This is a genomic window from Pseudomonas sp. PA-4-8C (genome assembly GCF_021606625.1).
GTDB classification, from domain to species: Bacteria; Pseudomonadota; Gammaproteobacteria; order Pseudomonadales; family Pseudomonadaceae; genus Aquipseudomonas; species Aquipseudomonas lactis.
The window spans coordinates 1-20,585 of record NZ_WKCD01000077.1 but is presented as its reverse complement, the minus strand read 5'-3'; the positions used below and the strand labels follow the sequence as shown (position 1 = coordinate 20,585).

Below are 20,585 nucleotides of genomic sequence, written 5' to 3'. Positions count from 1 at the left end.
AGCTGGGCTTGAGCTTGCCCAAGCCCTCGAGGGTTGAGTCGCCACGGATAAATTCGTCATGGTCCAGCAGCACGATGCCGTTCTGATCGTGCACCGCGATCAGCGACTTATTGAAGGAACCGTCTGCCCGCGCCCTGGCGGCTTTCTGCTGGGACTGTAGGGCGAAGCTGTCGACATCCTGGCGCGTGAAGCCTTCCAGTGTGGCGATCAGGTCGGCGCCAATGCCTTGGGGCGTGAAGTGGCTGTGCATATTGGTTTGCGGGTCGAGCACCCAGGCGCCGCCATCGCTGCCCATGGGTACGCGGGACATGGATTCGACGCCGCCGACCACCACCAGGTCTTCGAAGCCGGAACGCACCTTCATTGCCCCCAGGTTCACCGCTTCCAGGCCTGAAGCGCAGAAGCGATTGACCTGCACACCGGCCACACTGATGTCCCAGTCCGCCACCAGCGCGGCGGTCTTGGCGATATCGGCGCCTTGGTCGCCCACCGGTGTGACGCAGCCCAGGACGATGTCATCCACTTGGCGGGTGTCGAGGTCGCTGCGCTGCGCCAACGCCGTGAGCAAGCCGGCCACCAGGTTTACCGGTTTGACGCTGTGCAGGGCACCGTCGGCCTTGCCCTTACCCCGGGGCGTGCGTATCGCATCAAAGATCAAAGCTTGGGTCATGACATCCTCGAACCGCTGTGGGTGTGTGCCCCTACCTTAGGCCCGATTGACACGGTTTCAATGACGGATGCGCTCATTGCTTTTGACCCCCTCGCTCGGACGAACGGTAGGTCCCTATGGGAAAACCCTGATTAATCGTTTTAGCGGTCTAGCCCTAGGGTTGGCGCCAAGATGGCAATAAGCCTCATGCCGTTTTTAGCGCAAATAATTATTAGCTGATATGAAATGGGTCTAAGCCAGAAAGAACGGGCGCTCTAAGGTTGAACCTGTAAGACGCTGCTGCCGGGTTTTGCTGGAGCAGCTGTAAGAAAAGTGCAACGTCACCTCGCGATACTGGATACAACGGCACGCATTTGACGCTCAGGAATAACAACAAAAGAAAAGGCAGTCAGCCATGTTCAAACAATCGAAAGTACGTCAGGCGGGACTTATTCTGTTCGCCACCACCCTGATTCTGATCTTGCCCAATTTACCCAAGGTTATTGGGTGACACTCCCAGCTTCCGTGCTCACACCGCACCAGGCCAGCCGCTTTTGGCAGCACCTGCCAGGACATTGCGCTTAGCGCGCCCTGTTGCAGGGGCTGTCTTTTTACCTGCCGTTTTCCGTTATCGTGTGCGCCCTTACTCTCTTGCAACGGGCCTGTGCCTTGAAACCGATCCTCGCCCTTTTTGCCCTGCTGTTGAGCCTACCTGCGGCGGCGGCACCCTTGACCATCGAGCTGGACCACAGCCAAAAGACCTGGCAGACCGCCGAGTTGCTCAAGCACCCCGACGCTCAAACGGTGCAGATCATCGATGATGTGTCCTACAAGCGCACGATGACCTACCGTGCAGTGCCCCTGGCGGCGCTCTTACCGGGCCTTAAGCCTGCGAACCACCTGCAAGCCGTTGCCCTTGATGGTTTTGCCGCCGAACTTGCCGCCGCGCCCTTACTGGAAAAAAACGGCGCCCGCGCCTGGTTGGCCGTGGAAGACCCGGCCCATCCATGGCCACCGTTGGCACAGGGCAAGCCCAGCGCCGGGCCGTTCTATCTGGTCTGGACCCACCCTCAAGCCGGGCATATCAGCCCCGAACAGTGGCCGTTCCAAGTCTCAAAATTCAAGCAGTTGCAGACGGTTGGCGAGCGTTTCCCGGCGCTATTGCCCGACCCGAAACTGGCGGCGAACGACCCGATCAACCAGGGCTTTGCGTTGTTCCAGAAGAACTGCCTGGCGTGCCATCGCCTCAATGGCGGCGGTGATGCCCAGATGGGCCCGGACCTGAATGTGCCCTACAACCCCACCGAGTATTTCAGCGGCGATTTCCTCAAGCGTTACATCCGCGACCCGCAAAGCCTGAGGCATTGGCCACAGGCGAAGATGCCGGCGTTTACAGCCAGTGTATTGCCAGACAATGAGTTGGATTTGCTGGTGGGCTATCTGCGGCATATGGCGGGCCGCAAACAGCAACCTTGAGCCTGCGCTGTATCGATCGTTCCCACGCTCCGCGTGGGAACGCCTCTTGTGATGCTCTGCGTCACGCTTTGGGACGCGGAGCGTCCTCGGCTGCATTCCCACGCAGAGCGTGGGAACGATCAAGCATCGATCATTCCCACGCAGAGCGCGGGAACGATCATTGCTGCGGCGCCACGAATACCTTGGCGTGCATCTGCTCATGCCCACCACCACGGCGCATGCCGCGTACCGGGCAGGCATCGAGATAGTCCAGGCCCACGGCCAGCTTCAAGTGCCGCTCCGGCCGGGCCAGTTGGTTGGTCACGTCAAAGCTGTACCAGGCGTCATCCAGCCAGGCTTCGGCCCAGGCATGGCTGGCCAGGTGCGTGCTGTCTTCGGTGTACAGATACCCCGACACATACCGCGCGGGGATCCCCAGGCTGCGTGCGCAGGCCAGGAACGCATGGGTGTGGTCCTGGCACACCCCAGCGGCACCTGCAAAGGCCTGGGCGGCGCAGGTATCGACGTCGGTCGCGCCAGGGGTGTAGACCATGGTGTGGTTAAGCGCCTGCATCAAGTCGATAAGCGCGGTGCGGTCGCGACGCTGATGGCAGTGTTGCTCGGCAAAGCCGCGCAGGGCGTCGTCGGGCTCGGTGAGGCGCGTAGAGCGCAGGAACGGAAAAGCTGACTGGCTTTCGTGTTCGGCCTCGCGCAATTCATCGATTTCCACCACGCCCCGGGCGCCAATGATGATGGCGTCATGGGGCTCGTCCAGGGTGAGCACATGCAAGATATTACCGAAGGGGTCCACCTGGGCCCGCACCGGGCGTGGCAGGTCGAGTTGCCAGCTCAGCACGTGCTGGCGCTCGCTGTCATGGGGTGTCAGGCGCAGGTACTGGATGCTGGCGCGCACCTGGTCTTCGTAGTGATAGGTGGTGTCGTGGCTGATGGAGAGTCTCATGCCGCCTCCAGGTAGGAACTGTAGATGGCGTCGCCCAACTGGCGGACCAAGGGGATAAAGTCGGTCAGCCAGGCATGCAGGCCTTCCTCGAGGATTTCGTCGATGGCGGTAAAGCGCAGGCGCGCATCCATCTCGGCGGCCAGGCGCTGGGCCGGGCGGCCGTTGATGCCGGGCAGGCTGGCGAGGATCTGGTCGATCTCTTCGCTGCAAGCGCGCAGCGAACGCGGCACATCGGCGCGTAACAGCAGCAGCTCGGCCACTTGCCGAGCCCCCGGTGCATCGCGATAAATCTCGGTGTAGGCCTCGAACGATGACAGCGCACGCAGCAACGCACTCCATTGGTAATACGCGTGGGCCGTGCCATCGCTGACCGCTGCAGCCTGGTCGCCGGCCATTTCGTAGCGGGCATCCAGCAGGCGCAGGGTGTTATCGGCGCGCTCAATGAAGGTGCCCAAGCGAATAAAGCGGAAGGCATCGTTGCGCATGATGGTGCCGTAAGTGGCCCCGCGGAACAGGTGGGAACGCTCCTTGACCCACTCACAAAACCGGCTCATGCCGTAGTGGCTCAGCCCCTGCTGGGCGATATCGCGAATGTCCAGCCAGGTGGCGTTGATGTTTTCCCACATGTCGGCGGTGATTCGCCCACGTACCGCATGGGCGCTGGCCCGCGCCGCGCCCAGGCAGCTATAGATGCTCGCCGGGTTGGCCGCGTCCAGGGCAAAAAAGTGCAGCAAGCGTTCAGCGTGCAAGGGGCCATGGCGCGCGTGGTAATCCTCCAGGGTGCCGGTGATCAACAGCGGCATGGCCAATTCGTGCAGGCCATCGTCGCGCCCGTCCTGGGGCATCAGCGACAGCGAATAGCTGACATCGAGCATGCGCGCGAGGTTTTCGGCGCGTTCCAGGTAGCGCGACATCCAGTACAAATCCGAGGCAGTTCTACTCAACATGGCATCAGTCCTCGACCACCCAGGTGTCTTTGGTTCCGCCGCCCTGGGACGAGTTGACCACCAACGAGCCTTCGCGCAGCGCCACGCGGGTCAGGCCACCCGGTACCACGCGGGTGTCCTTGCCGGACAACACGAAGGGGCGCAGGTCTATGTGACGTGGGGCGATGCCGTTTTCGACAAAGGTCGGGCACGTGGATAAACACAGGGTCGGCTGCGCGATATAAGCGTGTGGCTTAGCCTTGATACGCGCCCGGAACGCTTCGATTTCTGCGGTTGTAGACGCAGGGCCGACCAACATGCCGTAGCCACCGGAGCCTTGGGTTTCTTTGACCACCAGATCGGGCAGGTTGGCCAGTACGTGGGACAACTCGTCAGGCTTACGGCATTGAAAAGTCGGAACGTTCTGCAGGATCGGCTCTTCGTCGAGGTAGAAGCGGATCATTTCAGTGACGAACGGGTAAACCGATTTGTCGTCCGCGACGCCGGTGCCAATGGCATTGGCCAGCACCACATTGCCGCAGCGATAGGCGGCGAGCAGGCCGGGCACACCGAGCATGGAGTCGGGGTTGAATGCCAAGGGGTCGAGAAATGCATCATCGAGGCGACGGTAGATCACATCGACAGCCTTGGGCCCGTCGGTGGTGCGCATGAATACACGGTCATCGCGCACGAACAAATCTGCGCCTTCGACCAACTCCACGCCCATTTCCCGGGCCAGAAAGGCATGTTCGAAGAACGCGCTGTTGAAACGCCCGGGCGTCAGCACCACCACACTGGGGTTATCCAGGGGGCTGGCGCTTTTGAGGGTGTCGAGCAGCAGGTTGGGGTAATGGTCGATGGGTGCGATGCGCTGGGCCGCGAACAGTTCGGGGAACAGACGCATCATCATCTTGCGGTCTTCGAGCATGTAGCTCACACCGCTGGGCGTGCGCAGGTTGTCTTCAAGCACGTAGTACGTGCCGTCGCCATCGCGTACGAGGTCGACCCCGGAGATGTGCGAATAGATGTCGCGGTGCAAATCCAGGCCCTGCATTGCCAATTGATATTGCTCGTTGGCCAGTACCTGTTCGGCAGGAATGATGCCGGCCTTGATGATGCGTTGGTCGTGGTACAGGTCGGCGAGGAACAGGTTCAGCGCCTTGACCCGCTGGATGCAGCCGCGCTCGACAATCCGCCATTCACTCGCCGGAATGCTGCGGGGGATGGTGTCAAAGGGGATCAGGCGCTCGGTGCCTTGTTCGTCCCCGTAGAGGGTGAAGGTGATGCCGGCGCGGTGGAACAGCAAATCGGCTTCACGCCGACGCTGGGCCAGCAGTTCGGCAGGGGTGTCGGCCAGCCAACGGGCGAACTCGCGGTAATGGGGGCGAACCTGCCCTGCCCCATCGTACATTTCATCGTAATAAGTGCGGATCATGCCGTACTCCTTGTCACCCGGACGCAAGAACCTTCGCAAGGCCCGTGCCAGCGGCATAAACACTTAATAATCAATCGCTTGAATAATCCAAGCGGAGGCGCCGCACCGTCCTGGTGCGCGCAATTGCCTGGGTCAAGCCGTGCGCTTCATTGCAATGCGGTCTTTGGCTATCAACAGCATAGTCAGAGTTGATTTCACTGCGCGGCTGGCACTGCGGATAATCACCTCCATCGGCTGAACAGGAGATGTCCTACAGCTAAACCTTTTGTGCAAGCGATATGGTGTTACTTCGTGTACTGATCTACCTCCTCGAACTTCCCTTTCCGCCACCCTATTTGGGTGGCTTTTTTTTGCGCGTAAAACGGCGGTTCACCTGCCACGGCCGCCCAAACAAAATCGGCCGACCCAAAGGTCAGCCGATACGCTGTGCTGCTCATAAATACCAACTACATGGGTAACCCACGCACCTCCTGCTTGACGCCCCATCCCTCGATAATCCCACCCAGGGGCTCCACCACTGCCTCAAAGTCTTGCTCGAAATCTCCTATGCCGTCGTAGGTTGCGAACATGATTTTGCTCAGTTCCAGGTACCAGGCGCCATCGTCGCGCGCGCTGACCTGGGCATTGAGGGACTCCCCACGAAATCGACCCGCGGCCCTGCGCGCCCGTTCCTCATCCGGGAAAATGGCGTAGAACTCGATGGGGTGAAAACGCGAGAAATCAAAGCCGCCTTCTTTCATGCGGCGCAGTACGTTGGTGCTGATGTCTTCTTGATAGGCTGTGCTCATGAAACGTCCTCCTCAAACCGATGGATAGACTTTCCGTGCTTCCTGAAGCCCCGCGCCCTGCTGGCGCGGGCACCACGGCATAACAACACCGCAGGAAAACAAGCATGTAGCTGACAAGACCAGACCTTAGCGATTCATTCGCTGATCTCGATTGCAGAGTAGCGCGAAGCTATCACCTCCACCAGAGGTGCTCGTGTGGCGTGTGAAAAATGTTTAGACGGAGGGAGAAATATCGAGAATCTGGATACTGTTCTGGTCTTTGAGAATCTTGACCGTCGGCTCGGGTTTACGGCCTTCCAGGTCATTGAGATCGAGTTCGGCAGCAATCGGCACCAGCTTCGCACGAATCATATGCGCAGCGTCTTCGAGGCTGGGCTTTTGTTCGCAGGTGAACTGCTGCACGGACTTTTCACCGTGATCATCAACGAAGGTAATTTGCCACGTTTGCATCGGTGCCTCCTCGATAAAACCCATAGGTGGGCTTACACATATCTGGACCTTGGCGGCGCGCAAAACGTTCCGCTCAAGCCCGGAGGCACCGGATTAACTGCACTTATTTTTCAGCGTGATCTTTCAAGGCTTTCAAGGTGTTGAACGGTGCGTCCACCACGAACTTGTTGGCCAACCACGAAGGTACGCTGCCACCTGGCTCGGTGTGTACCTGGTAGGTGACTTCGGTCTGGTTATCGCCCTTTGGCACCAGTTTCCAGAACCCCTCTACCTGGGCGACCCGCACGTAGCCTTTTGCTTCAGGCTTGTAGGTCGGCACACCTTCCAGTTTGCGCGTGACGGTGCCGTCAGCGGCTTTGCTGGTGGTGACGTGGATGTACGAGTCGCGGTCCGTCACGGGGAACGGCGCCTTGAACTGGGTATAGGTCCAAGCCTCGTCGCCTTTCTTGTCGACGAGTTTCTGGGATTTGCATTCATGGATCCATGCGCAAGCACCGACCACATCTTCCTGCAGCGCCTGGACCTTGGCCAAAGGCGCCTTGATCACCGTCACACCGCGATACGCCTTGTACTTGGAACCGGCAATCTCGCTCAGGGACACCTTGATACCGTCTTCATCCTTGGCGACTTGCCAATCCTCAGCCTGGGCAGTGGCCGCAAACAACAGCGTAAAACCGCACAGCACAGCCACTCGTTTCAGCGAACCCATCGTTGTATTCCTTATTGTTGAAGTTCCGATAGTAAAGCCCATCAAGCCGCCGTCATCTGCTCCCACCAGCCGATCAGCCGGATGGCATCGGCCTGGTCGTTGCCACAGACGTCGATATCCGCCTTGAAATCACTGCACACGGCGGGCCGCTGCGGTTGACCGAACAACTGGCACAGTTGTTCCACCGACAGGTGCACGCAGCGAACGCCGGCGGGTTTGCCTTGGGGCATTCCCGGCAACGGTGAACTGATGGAGGGGGCAATGCAGCAGGCGCCACAGCCTTCACGGCATTTCATGACCAGCAGGTCCTCGACGACTCAATAGGGATGGCCGGGCTAGAGTACGCTCTTAAACAGCCGTTTTAAAATGGCCCAACAGGGGTTTTTCGCACAAAACAAAAGTGACCGACCAGTCTGCGACAGATGGTCGGCAACCTGGGTCACCTCTGGTCCGAAAGTTTATTGCTTGAATTCGAAATCCAGCGCAGCGCCTTCAACATCACGGCGCTCTTCGTTACGCAGTTGCAGCTTCATCTCGTTGCTGAGCAAGCGGCCGTTGATCTGGAACGCGCTGTTGTCGGTGGGCTTTTCGCCAAACATCGGCGGCAGCAAGGGCACGCTCTTGGGCTTGGGCATGGTGCCGATGGGTTGTAAGTGCCTGACCATGTCCGAAGGCAGGGACAGGTCCAACTGTGCCGGTGGTAGCTTGGTCTGGGCGACTTCACGGGCCGACTTGGACTTGCTCGCCACGGGGGCACGCTTTTTGGTCGAGGCGGCCTTCTTTTGTGCCGCGGGGGCTTTTTTCGCAGGGGTTGACTGCTTGGCTGAGGTCTTTTGCTCGGCACTGACGGCAGGCTTGCCATCAGCCACCGGCGCTGCAGCCAGCACGCTGCCCACATTGCACAGGCCCAGCAGGCCAATCATCCATGTAACGCGAAAAATAGAAGTCATATCGCCAACAGCATTAACGGCAGAAGGCCATATGCTCGCTTGTTGTGCGCGGCATGACAAGGGCACAGATCAGCCTTGTCCTCTTTACACGCCTCAAAAACCCGCTGCGGCCTCCTGGCATAACTGGCTGGCAAGCATTCCCAGGGTCATCAGCGCCCGCTCTGCCTCGCGGTTCCACGGCGTGCCGCAATTGAGACGAATACAGTGGTTGAACTGTTCGGTATTACTGAAGATCAGCCCCGGTGCGATGCTAATGCCTTGTTGCAGGGCACGCACATGCAGCTCCTGGGTATTGACCCGCCCCGGCAAACTGACCCACAAGATAAAGCCGCCGGTCGGGCGGGTCATCTGGGTGCCCTCGGGAAAGTATTGCTGCACCGCCAGTTGGAAAGCGCTGAGGTTCTTGCGGTATTCCTGGCGGATGTAGCGCAAATGACGGTCGTAGCCACCGTTTTCCAGATAGGCCGCGACGCCCATCTGCGTGACGCTGCAAGCAGAATGCGTGCTGAACATCTGCAGGCGCTGGATTTCCTGCTGGTACTTGCCGGCAATCATCCAACCAATGCGCACGCCCGGCGACAGGGTTTTAGAAAAGCTTGAGCAATAGATCACGCGGTCGAGGCGGTCGTAGGCCTTGAGGGCTTTGGTGCGGCCAAGTTCGAACATCAACTCGCCGTAAATGTCATCTTCGACGATCTGGATATCGAAGTCCGACGCCAGGCGCAGCAACTGTTTCTGCCGCTCCTCCGGCATGGTGCCGCCCAGCGGATTACTCAGGCGTGTGGTCAGCACCAGCGCCTTGATCGACCATTGGTTGGCGGCCAGTTGCAGGGCTTCCAGGCTCATGCCTGTAGCGGGGTCGCTAGGGATCTCGATCACCTTGAGGCCCAGCAGATCAGCTAATTGCAGCAAGCCGTAATAGGTGGGTGATTCAGCCGCGATCAGGTCGCCAGGGCGCGTCAGTACGCGCAACGACATCTGCAATGCATCGACACAGCCGTGGGTGATCACCACTTCGGAAGGGTCCACTACCACGCCCGCGTCGCGCATGCGGATCGCCACCTGGCGCCGCAGGGGTTCAAAGCCAGGGCTGAACATGTAGCTGAACGCCCGTGGGCTCTGGAAGCGTGTGACCTTGGCCAATTGCTGATGCAGTGCCCGCACCGGCAGGTAGTCGACACTCGGCACCGCCGCGCCCAACGGAAACACCCCTTCACGGCGCGACTCGACCAGCACCTGCTGGATGATGCTGCTACGGGTGACCAACCCTGGGCGCTCGACGCGTGCGATATCTGGCGTAGGCGCCGTGAGTGCTGGCGTCTGGTGCACGTAATAGCCCGACTGCGGCCGCGCCCGAATCAGCCCCTGGTCTTCCAGGTTGGCGTAGGCCTGCAGCACAGTGGCATGGCTCACATTGAGCTGGGAGCTCATCTTGCGCACCGACGGCACGCGCTCCCCCGGTTGATAGACACCGCGCCGGATGTCCTCAGCCAGTTGCTGGGCAATACGTTGGTAAAGCAACAGATTGGTCATGACGCAGCACTCGATTTCACGGGTATTTTATTTTTGTGTGAAACATACCGGCACAGTTTAGAAGTGTACGGGGACAGTTGCCACAATAGTCGAGCGCGGGCGGGAGTGACAGTAAAAACTGTAAGGGTGTAGGCCTAATAAAATCTTGCAGGGGCCTGCCCCGTGTAGGAGCGAGCTTGCTCGCGAAAAACTCACGGGCGCCGCGTTCACTCAGAAAGCACGCGTTATCGTTGACGTTTTTCGCGAGCAAGCTCGCTCCTACAGAGGCGACGGCTGTCAGCGGGAGGCGCCCAATTCAGAGGCGATGGCTGTTAGCGGGCGGCGCCCAATTGGCCCTTCTCGTCAGAGAATACAATTTCCACGCGGCGGTTCTGCGCACGACCACGCTCGGAGGCATTGGCTTCCACCGGGTATTGGTCGCCATAGCCCTCGACCTCGATGCGCTTGTCATCGATACCCAGGTCCATCAACAGGTCGGCCACCGATTGAGCACGGTCGCGGGACAGTTTCAGGTTTTCCTGCTCGCCACCGGTGTTGTCGGTGTAGCCCTCGACGCGCACCCGACGCTTGGGGTTCAGTTGCAGGAATTGCACGATCTTGAGCACTGTGCGGTTGGCCGAGTTCTGCAGTTCAGCTTCGCCGGTGTCGAACAGTACGTCCCCCAGGGTCATCACCAGGCCACGGTCGGTTTGGGTGGTGAGGCTGGCGATCTGCGCTTCAACCCACTTGCCCTGCTGTTGCACGCTGGCCAGCTTGTTTTCGCGCAAGGCCAGTTGCAGACGCTGACGCTCCAGTTCCAGTTGGGTACCGCGCTCGGCATTCAGGCCCTGCTGGGTGTGCTCTCGGGCAATGGCGCTGTAACGCTGGCTCAGGTAGGCGTAATGCACCACATCGGCGCCGCTGCCCCAGTAGCTGGACAAGCGGTCTGCGCGAGCCAGGGACTCGCCGGCGCGGATCACGTCTTTGGGCGCGAAGCGCAGCACGTTGGCGTCTTCCTTGACCTTCTGAAAGTCATCGCCAGCCTGCTGCAACGCCTGCTCGCTGGTGGGTTGGCTGGCACAGCCGCCCAAGGCCACGCTGCCCAGCAGCAGTACACAACTCAAACCACGGATCATCGGGCTCATTGTGCCTCTCCCAACTGCAGCTGCTTACGCAGGCGAGTGATACGGGTATTGAGCACGTTCAATTGTTCCTGGCTCTTACCGGTCAGCACTTTGGCTTCGGCCAGGCGCGCGTCCAGCTCCGCCTGCTCGGCGCGCATACGCGCTCGCTTGTAGGATTGGTCGGCCATGTTGCCCTTGGCCCGGGCGAATTTTTCTTCGGCCAGCTTCAGTTCGGGGGATTCATCGGTGTTGGCCCCGACCGCGGTGGCTTGTTCCAAGGCTTGCTGGGTCAGGCGCATTTGTTCGATCGGCGCAGGATCGGTTGCACATCCCGCCAGCGCAACAACGGCAAGGGCCGCGAAAAGAGCTCGAAAAATCACTGTAAATCCCTACTTTGTTGGGGTGCCGACAGGTTGTTGCAATTGCGCCTTCCAGCGCTCCAGATTGCGCTGCAGCGCGGCTTGCGCGACACCGGAGGCGGGCAATTCTGTCATCTTTTTCGTCAGCTGTCCGCGCAGCCAAGGATCATTGCAGGCCGAGTTGTGGGAAATCGCCAAGTACAGGCCAGGCTGATCGACAGGCACATCATGAGCCACCAGGTCATTACTCATACCCAGAGTCTGGGCCATGGCCATGCCGGAATAGCGCCCAGCCAGCACGTAGTCCACCTCACCCAACAGCAGCTTCTGAAAGGCCGGCGTCAAGTTGGGCAGACGTTGCAGGTTGAGTTGCTGGCCGGCGAAGGTCTCGAACTCGGCGCTCAAGCGCGCACGCTCCGAGACTGCGCCTTTGTGGCCGTGCAAATCGGCGGCGGTGGAATAGACCAGGGCGGAATCCTTGCGCGTCCATACCAGGTAGTCGGTCTGCATCAGCGCTGGATGGATGTAGTCGAAGTGGTCCAGCTCGCCCAGGTTCAGCGGTGCGTCGGCGAGGATGTCCATGCGCCCGCTACGCGCTTCCTCCAGGGCCAGGGAGCGTTTGCCGCCGTAGAGCAGGTCGATTTTCAGCCCCAGGTCCTTGCCCACTTGTTGCAGCACGTCAGCGGTGGCGCCGATCAGGTGCGTAGGGTCCTGGGGGTCACGCCAGAGTAATGGCGGCGCGTCCGGGCTGCCGGTGATCACCAGGCGCTCGCACTTGCCGGCGGCGAGCGTCAGGCTCGGCAGCAGCGTAAGGCCCAACAGTAAGGCCCAGGGGCGCAGTTCCATGGCAAGACTCTCCCGATCAGTAAAAAAAAACCCGGTCATAAGACCGGGCTCTTTATAAGTGAAGTGGCTGGATTAGACCAGCTTCTCCAACTCAGGTACGGCTTCGAACAAGTCCGCTACCAGGCCATAATCGGCAACCTGGAAGATCGGCGCTTCTTCGTCCTTGTTGATCGCTACGATCACTTTGGAGTCTTTCATACCAGCCAGGTGCTGGATCGCGCCGGAGATACCGACGGCGATGTACAGCTGTGGCGCCACGATCTTGCCGGTCTGGCCGACCTGCATGTCGTTGGGTACAAAACCTGCGTCAACGGCTGCGCGAGAAGCGCCGACCGCAGCGCCCAGCTTGTCGGCCAGGGCGTACAGGTGCTTGAAGTTATCACCGTTCTGCATGCCACGACCGCCCGAGACGACGATCTTGGCAGCGGTCAGTTCAGGACGGTCCGACTTGGCCAGCTCTTCGCCGACAAAGCTGGAAGTGCCAGCGTCGTGGGCAGCGGAGACGGCTTCAACGGCAGCCGAGCCACCTTCGGCGGCAACCGGGTCGAAACCGGTGGCGCGCACGGTGATGACCTTGACCGCAGCGTTAGACTGTACGGTAGCGATGGCGTTACCGGCGTAGATCGGGCGCGTGAAGGTGTCGGCGCTTTCTACCGAGATAATCTCGGAGATCTGGTCAACGTCCAGCTGCGCGGCAACGCGTGGCAGGATGTTTTTGCCGTTGGAGGTGGCGGCAGCCAGGATGTGGCTGTAGCTCTTACCCAACTCTGCAACCAGTGGTGCAACGTTTTCCGGCAGCTGATGCGCGTAAGCGGCATTGTCAGCGTTCAGGACTTTGCTCACGCCCGCGATTTTCGCAGCGGCTTCAACCACGGCGCCAGCGCCCTGCCCTGCTACCAGGACGTGGATGTCGCCACCGATTTTAGCGGCGGCGGCCACGGTGTTCAGGGTGGCCGGAGCCAGCACCTTGTTATCGTGTTCGGCGATTACGAGGATAGTCATGATCAGATCACCTTCGCTTCGTTTTTCAGTTTCTCGACCAGTTCAGCCACCGACTTGACCTTGATGCCCGCGCTGCGTGCAGCCGGCGCTTGGACTTTGACGGTCTTGTTGGTAGAGGCGGTGGAAACGCCCAAAGCATCCGGAGTCAGCGTCTCGAGAGGCTTCTTCTTGGCTTTCATGATGTTTGGCAGGGACGCATAACGCGGCTCGTTCAAACGCAGGTCGGTGGTGACGATGGCCGGCAGTTTCAGGGAAACCGTCTGCGCGCCGCCGTCGATTTCACGGGTGACCGCAACGCTGTCGCCGCTCACTTCGACTTTCGAAGCGAAGGTGCCCTGGCCGTAACCGGTCAGTGCAGCCAGCATCTGGCCAGTCTGGTTGTTGTCGCTGTCGATGGCCTGTTTGCCAAGGATCACCAGTTGTGGCTGTTCCTTGTCGACAACCGCCTTGAGCAGCTTGGCAACGGCCAGGGAGGTCAGCTCTTCAGCGGACTCCACCAGAATGGCGCGGTCGGCGCCCAGGGCCAGAGCGGTACGCAACTGCTCTTGGGCAGTGGTCGGGCCGATGGACACCACGACGATCTCCGTCGCCACGCCTTTCTCTTTCAGGCGTACGGCTTCTTCCACAGCGATTTCGCAGAAAGGGTTCATCGACATCTTGACGTTAGCAAGGTCGACGCCGGAATTGTCCGCCTTGACGCGAACTTTCACGTTGTAATCGACAACGCGTTTGACAGCTACAAGAACCTTCATGGATTCCTCGTTACTCTCCGGTGAAAAGAAAGTCGCCTAGGCGAACCTGGCGGTTGATGCTCATCGGCACACAAGGGCACCTCCAAAGACCTCGGCAGTGGCCTTGCACACGGGAAATGACGACCGTTCGTCAGTGGTGACTGAGAGGTCATTCTTTATCGCGGCGTGTAAACTGCGCCCCAACGTTTGGGTGCGCATCACCTTTATTGCCTTCGGCCTGTCTTTGGACGTGCTCTTGAAACCTGCAGTCTGCCTACGGGAAGCGCAAAACCGACCGTATCTTGACCGGAACGCCTATTCTGGTCAATACGGCAAAATGGTCAGTCATAAGCCCCGTTGCTTTGATTTATCTAGGCTGCAGGCAATTCAAACAAACGTTTGTATTGGACGCTGTCAGTGGTCTATATATAATGCGCCACCTAGAGAGACAGGTGGGTGCTGCCTTCGCGCAGAACCACACCGAACCTCCACCCATTAGAAAAAAAAGCCTGTTGAGCCTTGAGTAGGAGATAGCCTGTGGAACGCGAATACATGGAATTCGACGTGGTCATCGTCGGCGCTGGCCCGGCGGGCCTGTCTGCCGCCTGCCGACTGAAGCAGAAGGCCGCCGAAGCCGGTAAGGAAATCAGCGTCTGCGTGGTCGAGAAAGGCTCCGAAGTCGGCGCCCATATCCTCTCCGGTGCCGTGTTTGAACCACGCGCCCTGAATGAACTGTTCCCGGACTGGAAAGCACTCGGCGCCCCGCTCAACACACCGGTGGTGCGCGACGACATCTATGTGCTGCGCAGCCCGGAAGCCTCCACCAAGGTGCCCGACTTCTTTGTGCCCAAGACCATGCACAACGAAGGCAACTACATCATTTCCCTGGGCAACCTGTGCCGCTGGCTGGCCCAGCAGGCCGAGAACCTGGGCGTGGAAATCTACCCAGGCTTCGCCGCCCAGGAAGCGCTGTTCGACGAGAACGGCGTGGTACGCGGGATCATCACCGGCGACCTCGGCGTTGACCGTGAAGGCAAGCCAAAAGACGGCCTATACACCCCAGGCATGGAGCTGCGTGGCAAGTACACGCTGTTCGCCGAAGGTTGCCGTGGCCACATCGGCAAGCAACTGATCCAGCGCTTCAACCTGGACAGCGACGCCGACGCCCAGCACTACGGCATCGGCCTGAAGGAAATCTGGGAAATCGACCCTGCCAAGCACCAGCCGGGCCTGGTGGTGCACACCGCCGGTTGGCCGCTGGATATCATGGGTAACGAGAACACCGGTGGCTCGTTCCTTTATCACCTGGAAAACAACCAAGTGGTGGTCGGCCTGATCGTCGACCTGTCCTACAGCAACACCTTCCTGTCGCCGTTCGATGAATTCCAGCGCCTCAAGCATCACCCGGTGCTGGCCCAGTACCTGGAAGGCGGCAAGCGCATCAGCTACGGCGCTCGCGCGATCTGCAAAGGTGGCCTGAACTCGCTGCCGAAAATGGTCTTCAAGGGCGGCGCGCTGATCGGTTGCGACCTGGGCACCCTCAACTTTGCCAAGATCAAAGGCAGCCACACCGCGATGAAGTCCGGCATGCTCGCCGCCGACGCCGTGGCCGACCGCCTGTTCGCCGAATCTGAAGGCGGCGACGAACTGACCACCTATGTCGACAGCTTCAAAGCCAGCTGGCTGTACGAAGAACTGTTCGCCAGCCGCAACTTCGGCCCGGCCGTGCACAAGTTCGGCGCAATCATCGGCGGCGGTTTCAACTGGCTCGACCAGAACATTTTCGGCGGCAAGATTCCTTTCACTCTGCACGACACCAAGCCGGACTACGCCTGCCTGAAGCTGGCCAAAGACAGCCAGAAGATCGACTACCCCAAACCCGACGGCAAGTTGAGCTTCGACAAGCTGAGCTCGGTGTTCATCTCCGGTACCAACCATGAAGAAGAGCAGCCGTGCCACTTGAAGCTCAAGGACCCAAGCATCCCGATCGGCACCAACCTGCCGCTCTACGATGAACCGGCGCAGCGCTACTGCCCGGCTGGCGTGTATGAAGTGGTGACCAAGGAAGACGGCGAGAAGCGCTTCCAGATCAACGCCCAGAACTGCGTGCACTGCAAGACCTGTGACATCAAGGACCCTTCGCAAAACATCACCTGGGTGACGCCGGAAGGTGCGGGCGGGCCGACTTACCCGAATATGTAAGTCGTTCGTTTGGCCAAAAAAGGCTCCCGAGATGGGAGCCTTTTTTGTGGGCGACATCGATCAAAATGTGGGAGCTGGCTTGCCTGCGATGGCGGTCTTCAGGTGCCAAATGTATGGCTGACACACCGCTATCGCAGGCAAGCCAGCTCCCACACAGACCGTGGGGTGTCAGGCCGCCCGCTCTTCGCCCGGGTTGCGCAGGAAGTAGCGTTTGTATTCCCGACTGAACTGCGACGTACTCTGGTACCCCACCTTGTGCGCCGCCTGCGCCACACTCATGCCTTCCACCAGCAACAACTGCTGGGCCTTCAATAACCGCAAGCGCTTGAGGTACTGCACCGGTGACAATAAGGTGCAGCGTTTGAAATGCTCATGAAAGGTCGAGGCACTCATGTGCGCAAATCCGGCCAACGTCTCGATATTCAGCGGCTCGGCGTAATGGGCATGCAGGTGATTCAATGAGGTGGCGATGCGCGAAAACTGCCCCTGCTGTTCCACCAGCGCACGCAACACATCAGCCTGGGGCCCACGCAAGGCGGTGAACAACAATTCGCGCACCCGCGCAGGCCCCATGATCCGGCTTTCCAGCGGATCGTGCAGGCACTGCAACAACCGCTCGACGCAGCCGCGCATCGCATCGTCCAGCACCACCGAACTCATCGACTCCAAGGTCTGCGCGGTCGGCGGCGGCCCGGCCTGCATGCCCATGGCAATCACCAGCTCGCCCAACACCACGCGGTCGATGCCTACCGTGACGCCATACAGCGGCGCCTCGGGGGCCATGGCAAAGGTCTCGCATTCGAACGGCACCGGCATGGCCTGGATCAGGTAATGCCCGGCGCCATACTCCAGGGTGCGCGGGCCAAGGTAGGCGACCTTGCTGCCCTGAGCCACGAACATCAGGCTTGGCTCATAGATCTGCGGCCCACGCGCCACATCGCAACTGGCGCGCAGCACCTGCACGCCGGGCAGGTGAGTCGGGGAAAAACCGTCGCGGGGCGTGAGCCCTTCGATCAAGGCAACCAGCGTGGCATTGGCGTCCAAATGGCGGGTCAACAGCATGGCAAAAAACTTCGCGAATAAGGGATGACAGCATCATCGCAGGTCTGGCGGCCAATATATCCAAACCTCAGGCACTGCCGGACGAATAGGCATGAGACTCGGAGCATTTGCCATGTTCGCGCCCCCAGGCCGACGCGCAGAATTCGCCACCTCTGCAGTCCAAGCTTTTGTGAGGTTTACTATGTACACCGCCATCGGTTACGCCGCCCAGTCGGCCACCACGCCCCTCGCCCCGATGTCATTTGAACGCCGCAGCCCGCGCGTCGATGACGTGGCCATCGAGATTCTCTACTGCGGCGTGTGCCACTCCGATATCCACCAGGCTCGCAACGAGTGGGGCATCGCCGTGTACCCGTTGATGCCGGGCCACGAAATTGTCGGCAAGGTCACCTCCGTCGGCGCCAATGTGACTGCCCATAAAGTCGGCGACCTGGTGGGCGTAGGCTGCATGGTGGACTCGTGCCGTCACTGCGAAGCCTGCCAATCGGACCTTGAGCAATACTGCCTCGAAGGCCCGACCATGACCTATGCCACGCCGGACCGCGTGGATGGCAGCAACACCATGGGCGGTTACTCCGACAGCATCGTGGTCAGCGAACATTTCGTGGTGAAGATCCCGGCCAAGCTCGACCTGGCCAGCGCTGCGCCGATCCTGTGTGCAGGTATCACCACTTACTCGCCGCTCAAGCACTACGGCGTGAAAGCCGGCGATAAAGTCGGGATTCTCGGCATGGGCGGTCTGGGCCACATGGGCATCAAATTCGCCAAGGCCATGGGCGCCGAAGTCACGCTGTTCACCCGTTCGGCCAGCAAGGCCGAGGAAGGCCGTCGCCAGGGCGCCGACCATGTGATCGTGTCCACCGATGCCGAGCAGATGAAAGCTGCTGCGGGGTACTTCGATTTCCTGCTGGACACCATCCCGGTGCAGCACGACCTGAACCCCTACCTCGATGTGCTGCGCTTTGACGGCGTGCATATCCTGGTCGGCCTGATCGAGCCGGTGGACCCGCCCGTCAACGCCGCCAAGCTGGTGCTGGGCCGTAAAGTCTTGGCCGGCTCGCTGATCGGCGGCATTGCCGAAACCCAGGAAGTCCTGGATTTCTGCGCCGAGCACAACATCACCTGCGACATCGAGATGCTCGACATCCGGCAGATCAACGAAGCTTACGCACGCATGATTGCCGGTGATGTGAAGTACCGCTTTGTCATCGACATGGCGAGCCTGAAAGCCTGATCAGGCTTTGGCGCCCAACTCCGCTGACAGCCGGGCTGCGACCTGTTTGATCACAGGGATCAGCTCGGCCATTTTCTCCAGCGGCATGTAGGGCACCGTACTGGCGATGCTGATGCCGGCGACAATGCGCCCGCTGGCATCGCGCACCGGTGCCGCCACGCAGCGGATCGAAGGCTCGTTGTCTTCCAGGTCGAACGCGTAGCCCCCCTCCACATACTCATGCATGCGCTGTTCGAACTGCGCCCAGGATTGCTCCGGGTGCTGCGGCCATTGCAGGCTTTTGCCCGCCGTCGGCAAGCTCGCCTCGTACAAGCGCTGCCACTCCTGCGGTGAATCATCGAGCATCAACGCCTTGCCGATACCGGTGCGCGCCAGCGGCATACGATGGCCGACCCGCGAGCGCATTTCCGGGCCGTTGCGACCGGGGTTCTTGTGCAGGTAAAGCACCTCGTCGTATTCACGAATCGCCAGGTGAATGGTGTCGCCGGTCAGCGCCGACAACTCGTCCAGGTACGGCACCGCCAGGTTCACCAAGGGCAATTCTTCACGGGCCTGGAACCCCAACTCGATCAGCTTGGGCCCCAGCAGATAACCGACCTGGGGCACCACGCGCAGGTAGCGCTCGTCTACCAGGCAACTGGCCAGGCGGTGTGTCGTGCTGCGCGTGGTGCCGATGCGCCGGGCGATCTCCTTGAGATCCCGCGCACCGGCCGCCACCGCTTGCACCACGCCCAGGCCGCGCAACAGGGTCTGGGTGCCGGTGGGGGCGGCGTCTTTGACGGGGGTGTGGGCGTTTTCCTGCATATCGGGCCTATAAGTATGAAAGCGGGGGCATTATGGCAAATACGGCCCTCCTGAACACAGGAGATCCAATGTGGGAGCTGGCTTGCCTGCTCCCACAGTTTGATCTTCACAGGGTGAACATCAGCGTTGTTTCATGCGGTCGATTATCACCGCCAGCAACAGGATCGAGCCACGAATCACATACTGGTAAAAGGTATCGATGTTCTTCAGGTTCATCGCATTCTCGATGATCGCCAGAATCAACACCCCGGCAATCACATGGCGGATCATGCCGATCCCGCCGCTCAACGACACGCCGCCCAGCACGCACGCCGAAATCACCGTCAGCTCGAAACCCTGGCCAATCATCGGCTGGCCCGAGGTCATGCGTGAGGCGAGGATCACCCCGGCCAAGGCGCCGATCAAACCGTGCACGGCAAAGATGATGATCTTGGTGCGATCGACATTCACCCCCGCCAGCAACGCGGCTTCCTGGTTGCCGCCAATGGCCATGGTGTTGCGCCCGTAGGTGGTGTAATTGAGCAGCCAGCCAAAGAACACAAAGCACAGCACGGTGATGATGATCGGCACCGGCACGCCCAGCAGTTGGCCGTTGCCGAACACGAAGAACCCTTCATTCATCACCCCCACCGCCTTGCCGTTGGAGAAGATGTAGGCCAGGCCGCGCACAATCTGCATGGTTGCCAGGGTGGCAATCAACGCGTTGATGCGCAGCTTGGCGATCACGATGCCGTTGATCAGCCCTACCACCAGGCCCATGGCCAAGGCCGCCGACACGCCGAGTACCACGCTGTCGGTGTCGCGCATCACGATGCCCGCCACCACCCCGGCACAGGCGATCACCGAACCCACCGACAAGTCGAAGTGCCCCGACGCCAGGCAAAACAGCATGGTGCAGGCGGCGATGCCCACGGTGGAAATCGCCAGACCGAGGCCGCGCATGTTCAACGGCGACAGGAAGTTATCGATGAACACCGCGCTGAGCACAAAAATGCCCAGCGCCGCCAAAAGCATCACCCAATCATCGAGAAATTTGCGCTGATTGAAACCCGGCCAGAAGCCCTTTGCTGTTTTTACCTGAGACATAGCCAAACCCTCTTGTTCTTGTTCAAGCCCGCGACTGTGGCAGCGCCAGTTGCAGCAGGCGCGCTTCATCCGCTTGGGCGCGGGGTAACTCACCGGTCAAGGCGCCTTCACTCATCACCAGGATGCGGTCGCAGATACCCATCACCTCCATCAGGTCGCTGGACACCACGATCACCGCAATGCCGCTGGCCGCCAGGTTATGGATGATCTGGTAGATCTCCGACTTGGCGCCGATGTCGATACCGCGAGTGGGTTCGTCGAGCAGCAACACCTTCATCGGCATCGACAACCAGCGGCCAA

The 20,585-nt window shown here is 60.2% G+C and carries 21 protein-coding genes and 1 pseudogene; 3 read left to right on the top strand and 19 right to left on the bottom strand.

Annotation, left to right across the window (positions count from 1 at the left end; translation table 11 throughout):
• A partial coding sequence (locus GIW04_RS14310; protein WP_268939237.1) for a beta-ketoacyl synthase N-terminal-like domain-containing protein occupies positions 1-670 on the bottom strand: 670 nt, incomplete at its 3' end.
• A 648-nt stretch (positions 671-1,318) separates the two neighbouring features.
• Here GIW04_RS14310 and GIW04_RS14305 point away from each other — a divergent pair.
• Entirely contained in the window at positions 1,319-2,125 is an 807-nt protein-coding gene (locus GIW04_RS14305) for a c-type cytochrome (RefSeq protein ID WP_120248493.1), read from the top strand.
• A 157-nt stretch (positions 2,126-2,282) separates the two neighbouring features.
• Here the strand turns inward: GIW04_RS14305 and GIW04_RS14300 are convergent, their stop codons facing one another.
• From GIW04_RS14300 to GIW04_RS14235, 14 genes are all read right to left on the bottom strand, one after another.
• A complete protein-coding gene (locus GIW04_RS14300) occupies positions 2,283-3,065 on the bottom strand; it encodes a transglutaminase family protein (protein ID WP_003193457.1) in 783 nt (260 codons plus the stop codon).
• Positions 3,062-4,012, bottom strand: a complete 951-nt coding sequence (locus GIW04_RS14295; RefSeq protein ID WP_120248466.1) for an alpha-E domain-containing protein — start codon at positions 4,010-4,012, stop codon at positions 3,062-3,064. Before GIW04_RS14295 ends, GIW04_RS14300 begins: the two co-directional genes overlap by 4 nt.
• 4 nt (positions 4,013-4,016) lie before the next feature.
• Positions 4,017-5,426, bottom strand: a complete 1,410-nt coding sequence (locus GIW04_RS14290) for a circularly permuted type 2 ATP-grasp protein (RefSeq protein ID WP_003193461.1) — start codon at positions 5,424-5,426, stop codon at positions 4,017-4,019.
• A gap of 446 nt (positions 5,427-5,872) precedes the next feature.
• Positions 5,873-6,214: a ribonuclease E inhibitor RraB gene (locus GIW04_RS14285; protein WP_003193463.1), complete on the bottom strand. Its 342-nt coding sequence runs from the start codon at positions 6,212-6,214 to the stop codon at positions 5,873-5,875.
• A gap of 213 nt (positions 6,215-6,427) precedes the next feature.
• Positions 6,428-6,664, bottom strand: a complete 237-nt coding sequence (locus tag GIW04_RS14280) for a hypothetical protein (protein WP_014719530.1) — start codon at positions 6,662-6,664, stop codon at positions 6,428-6,430.
• Between the two features lie 103 nt (positions 6,665-6,767).
• Complete coding sequence (locus GIW04_RS14275; protein WP_003193467.1) at positions 6,768-7,373, bottom strand: START domain-containing protein; 606 nt, start codon at positions 7,371-7,373, stop codon at positions 6,768-6,770.
• A 41-nt stretch (positions 7,374-7,414) separates the two neighbouring features.
• A complete protein-coding gene (locus tag GIW04_RS14270) occupies positions 7,415-7,669 on the bottom strand; it encodes a YkgJ family cysteine cluster protein (protein WP_003193468.1) in 255 nt (84 codons plus the stop codon).
• A gap of 162 nt (positions 7,670-7,831) precedes the next feature.
• Positions 7,832-8,323 (bottom strand): hypothetical protein, encoded by a 492-nt coding sequence (locus GIW04_RS14265; RefSeq protein WP_032900837.1) that lies wholly within the window; start codon positions 8,321-8,323, stop codon positions 7,832-7,834.
• A 93-nt stretch (positions 8,324-8,416) separates the two neighbouring features.
• Positions 8,417-9,856 carry an aminotransferase-like domain-containing protein gene (locus GIW04_RS14260; RefSeq protein ID WP_003193472.1) on the bottom strand — a complete coding sequence of 480 codons (1,440 nt, stop codon included), beginning with the start codon at positions 9,854-9,856 and terminating at the stop codon, positions 8,417-8,419.
• Between the two features lie 311 nt (positions 9,857-10,167).
• A complete protein-coding gene (locus GIW04_RS14255) occupies positions 10,168-10,980 on the bottom strand; it encodes an OmpA family protein (protein ID WP_003193474.1) in 813 nt (270 codons plus the stop codon).
• Complete coding sequence (locus tag GIW04_RS14250; protein ID WP_003193475.1) at positions 10,977-11,339, bottom strand: DUF4398 domain-containing protein; 363 nt, start codon at positions 11,337-11,339, stop codon at positions 10,977-10,979. Before GIW04_RS14250 ends, GIW04_RS14255 begins: the two co-directional genes overlap by 4 nt.
• A 9-nt stretch (positions 11,340-11,348) precedes the next feature.
• A complete protein-coding gene (locus GIW04_RS14245) occupies positions 11,349-12,164 on the bottom strand; it encodes a substrate-binding periplasmic protein (protein WP_034133562.1) in 816 nt (271 codons plus the stop codon).
• A 72-nt stretch (positions 12,165-12,236) separates the two neighbouring features.
• A complete protein-coding gene (locus tag GIW04_RS14240; protein WP_057709677.1) occupies positions 12,237-13,166 on the bottom strand; it encodes an electron transfer flavoprotein subunit alpha/FixB family protein in 930 nt (309 codons plus the stop codon).
• Between the two features lie 2 nt (positions 13,167-13,168).
• Entirely contained in the window at positions 13,169-13,918 is a 750-nt protein-coding gene (locus tag GIW04_RS14235) for an electron transfer flavoprotein subunit beta/FixA family protein (protein ID WP_003193480.1), read from the bottom strand.
• A 516-nt stretch (positions 13,919-14,434) separates the two neighbouring features.
• Here GIW04_RS14235 and GIW04_RS14230 point away from each other — a divergent pair.
• The gene (locus tag GIW04_RS14230; RefSeq protein ID WP_003193481.1) at positions 14,435-16,099 is read left to right on the top strand and encodes an electron transfer flavoprotein-ubiquinone oxidoreductase; all 1,665 of its coding nucleotides are present in this window, start codon (positions 14,435-14,437) and stop codon (positions 16,097-16,099) included.
• A gap of 168 nt (positions 16,100-16,267) precedes the next feature.
• Here the strand turns inward: GIW04_RS14230 and GIW04_RS14225 are convergent, their stop codons facing one another.
• Positions 16,268-17,161: an AraC family transcriptional regulator gene (locus tag GIW04_RS14225; protein WP_003193483.1), complete on the bottom strand. Its 894-nt coding sequence runs from the start codon at positions 17,159-17,161 to the stop codon at positions 16,268-16,270.
• A 181-nt stretch (positions 17,162-17,342) separates the two neighbouring features.
• Between GIW04_RS14225 and GIW04_RS14220 the strand changes: the two genes are divergently transcribed.
• Entirely contained in the window at positions 17,343-18,395 is a 1,053-nt protein-coding gene (locus tag GIW04_RS14220; RefSeq protein ID WP_034133564.1) for an NAD(P)-dependent alcohol dehydrogenase, read from the top strand.
• Here the strand turns inward: GIW04_RS14220 and GIW04_RS14215 are convergent, their stop codons facing one another.
• From GIW04_RS14215 to GIW04_RS14205, 3 genes and pseudogenes are all read right to left on the bottom strand, one after another.
• The gene (locus GIW04_RS14215; protein WP_003193487.1) at positions 18,396-19,199 is read right to left on the bottom strand and encodes an IclR family transcriptional regulator; all 804 of its coding nucleotides are present in this window, start codon (positions 19,197-19,199) and stop codon (positions 18,396-18,398) included.
• A 120-nt stretch (positions 19,200-19,319) separates the two neighbouring features.
• Entirely contained in the window at positions 19,320-20,285 is a 966-nt protein-coding gene (araH, locus tag GIW04_RS14210; RefSeq protein ID WP_120248495.1) for an L-arabinose ABC transporter permease AraH, read from the bottom strand.
• A 22-nt stretch (positions 20,286-20,307) separates the two neighbouring features.
• A pseudogene (locus GIW04_RS14205) lies at positions 20,308-20,585 on the bottom strand (hypothetical protein); the annotation flags it as partial.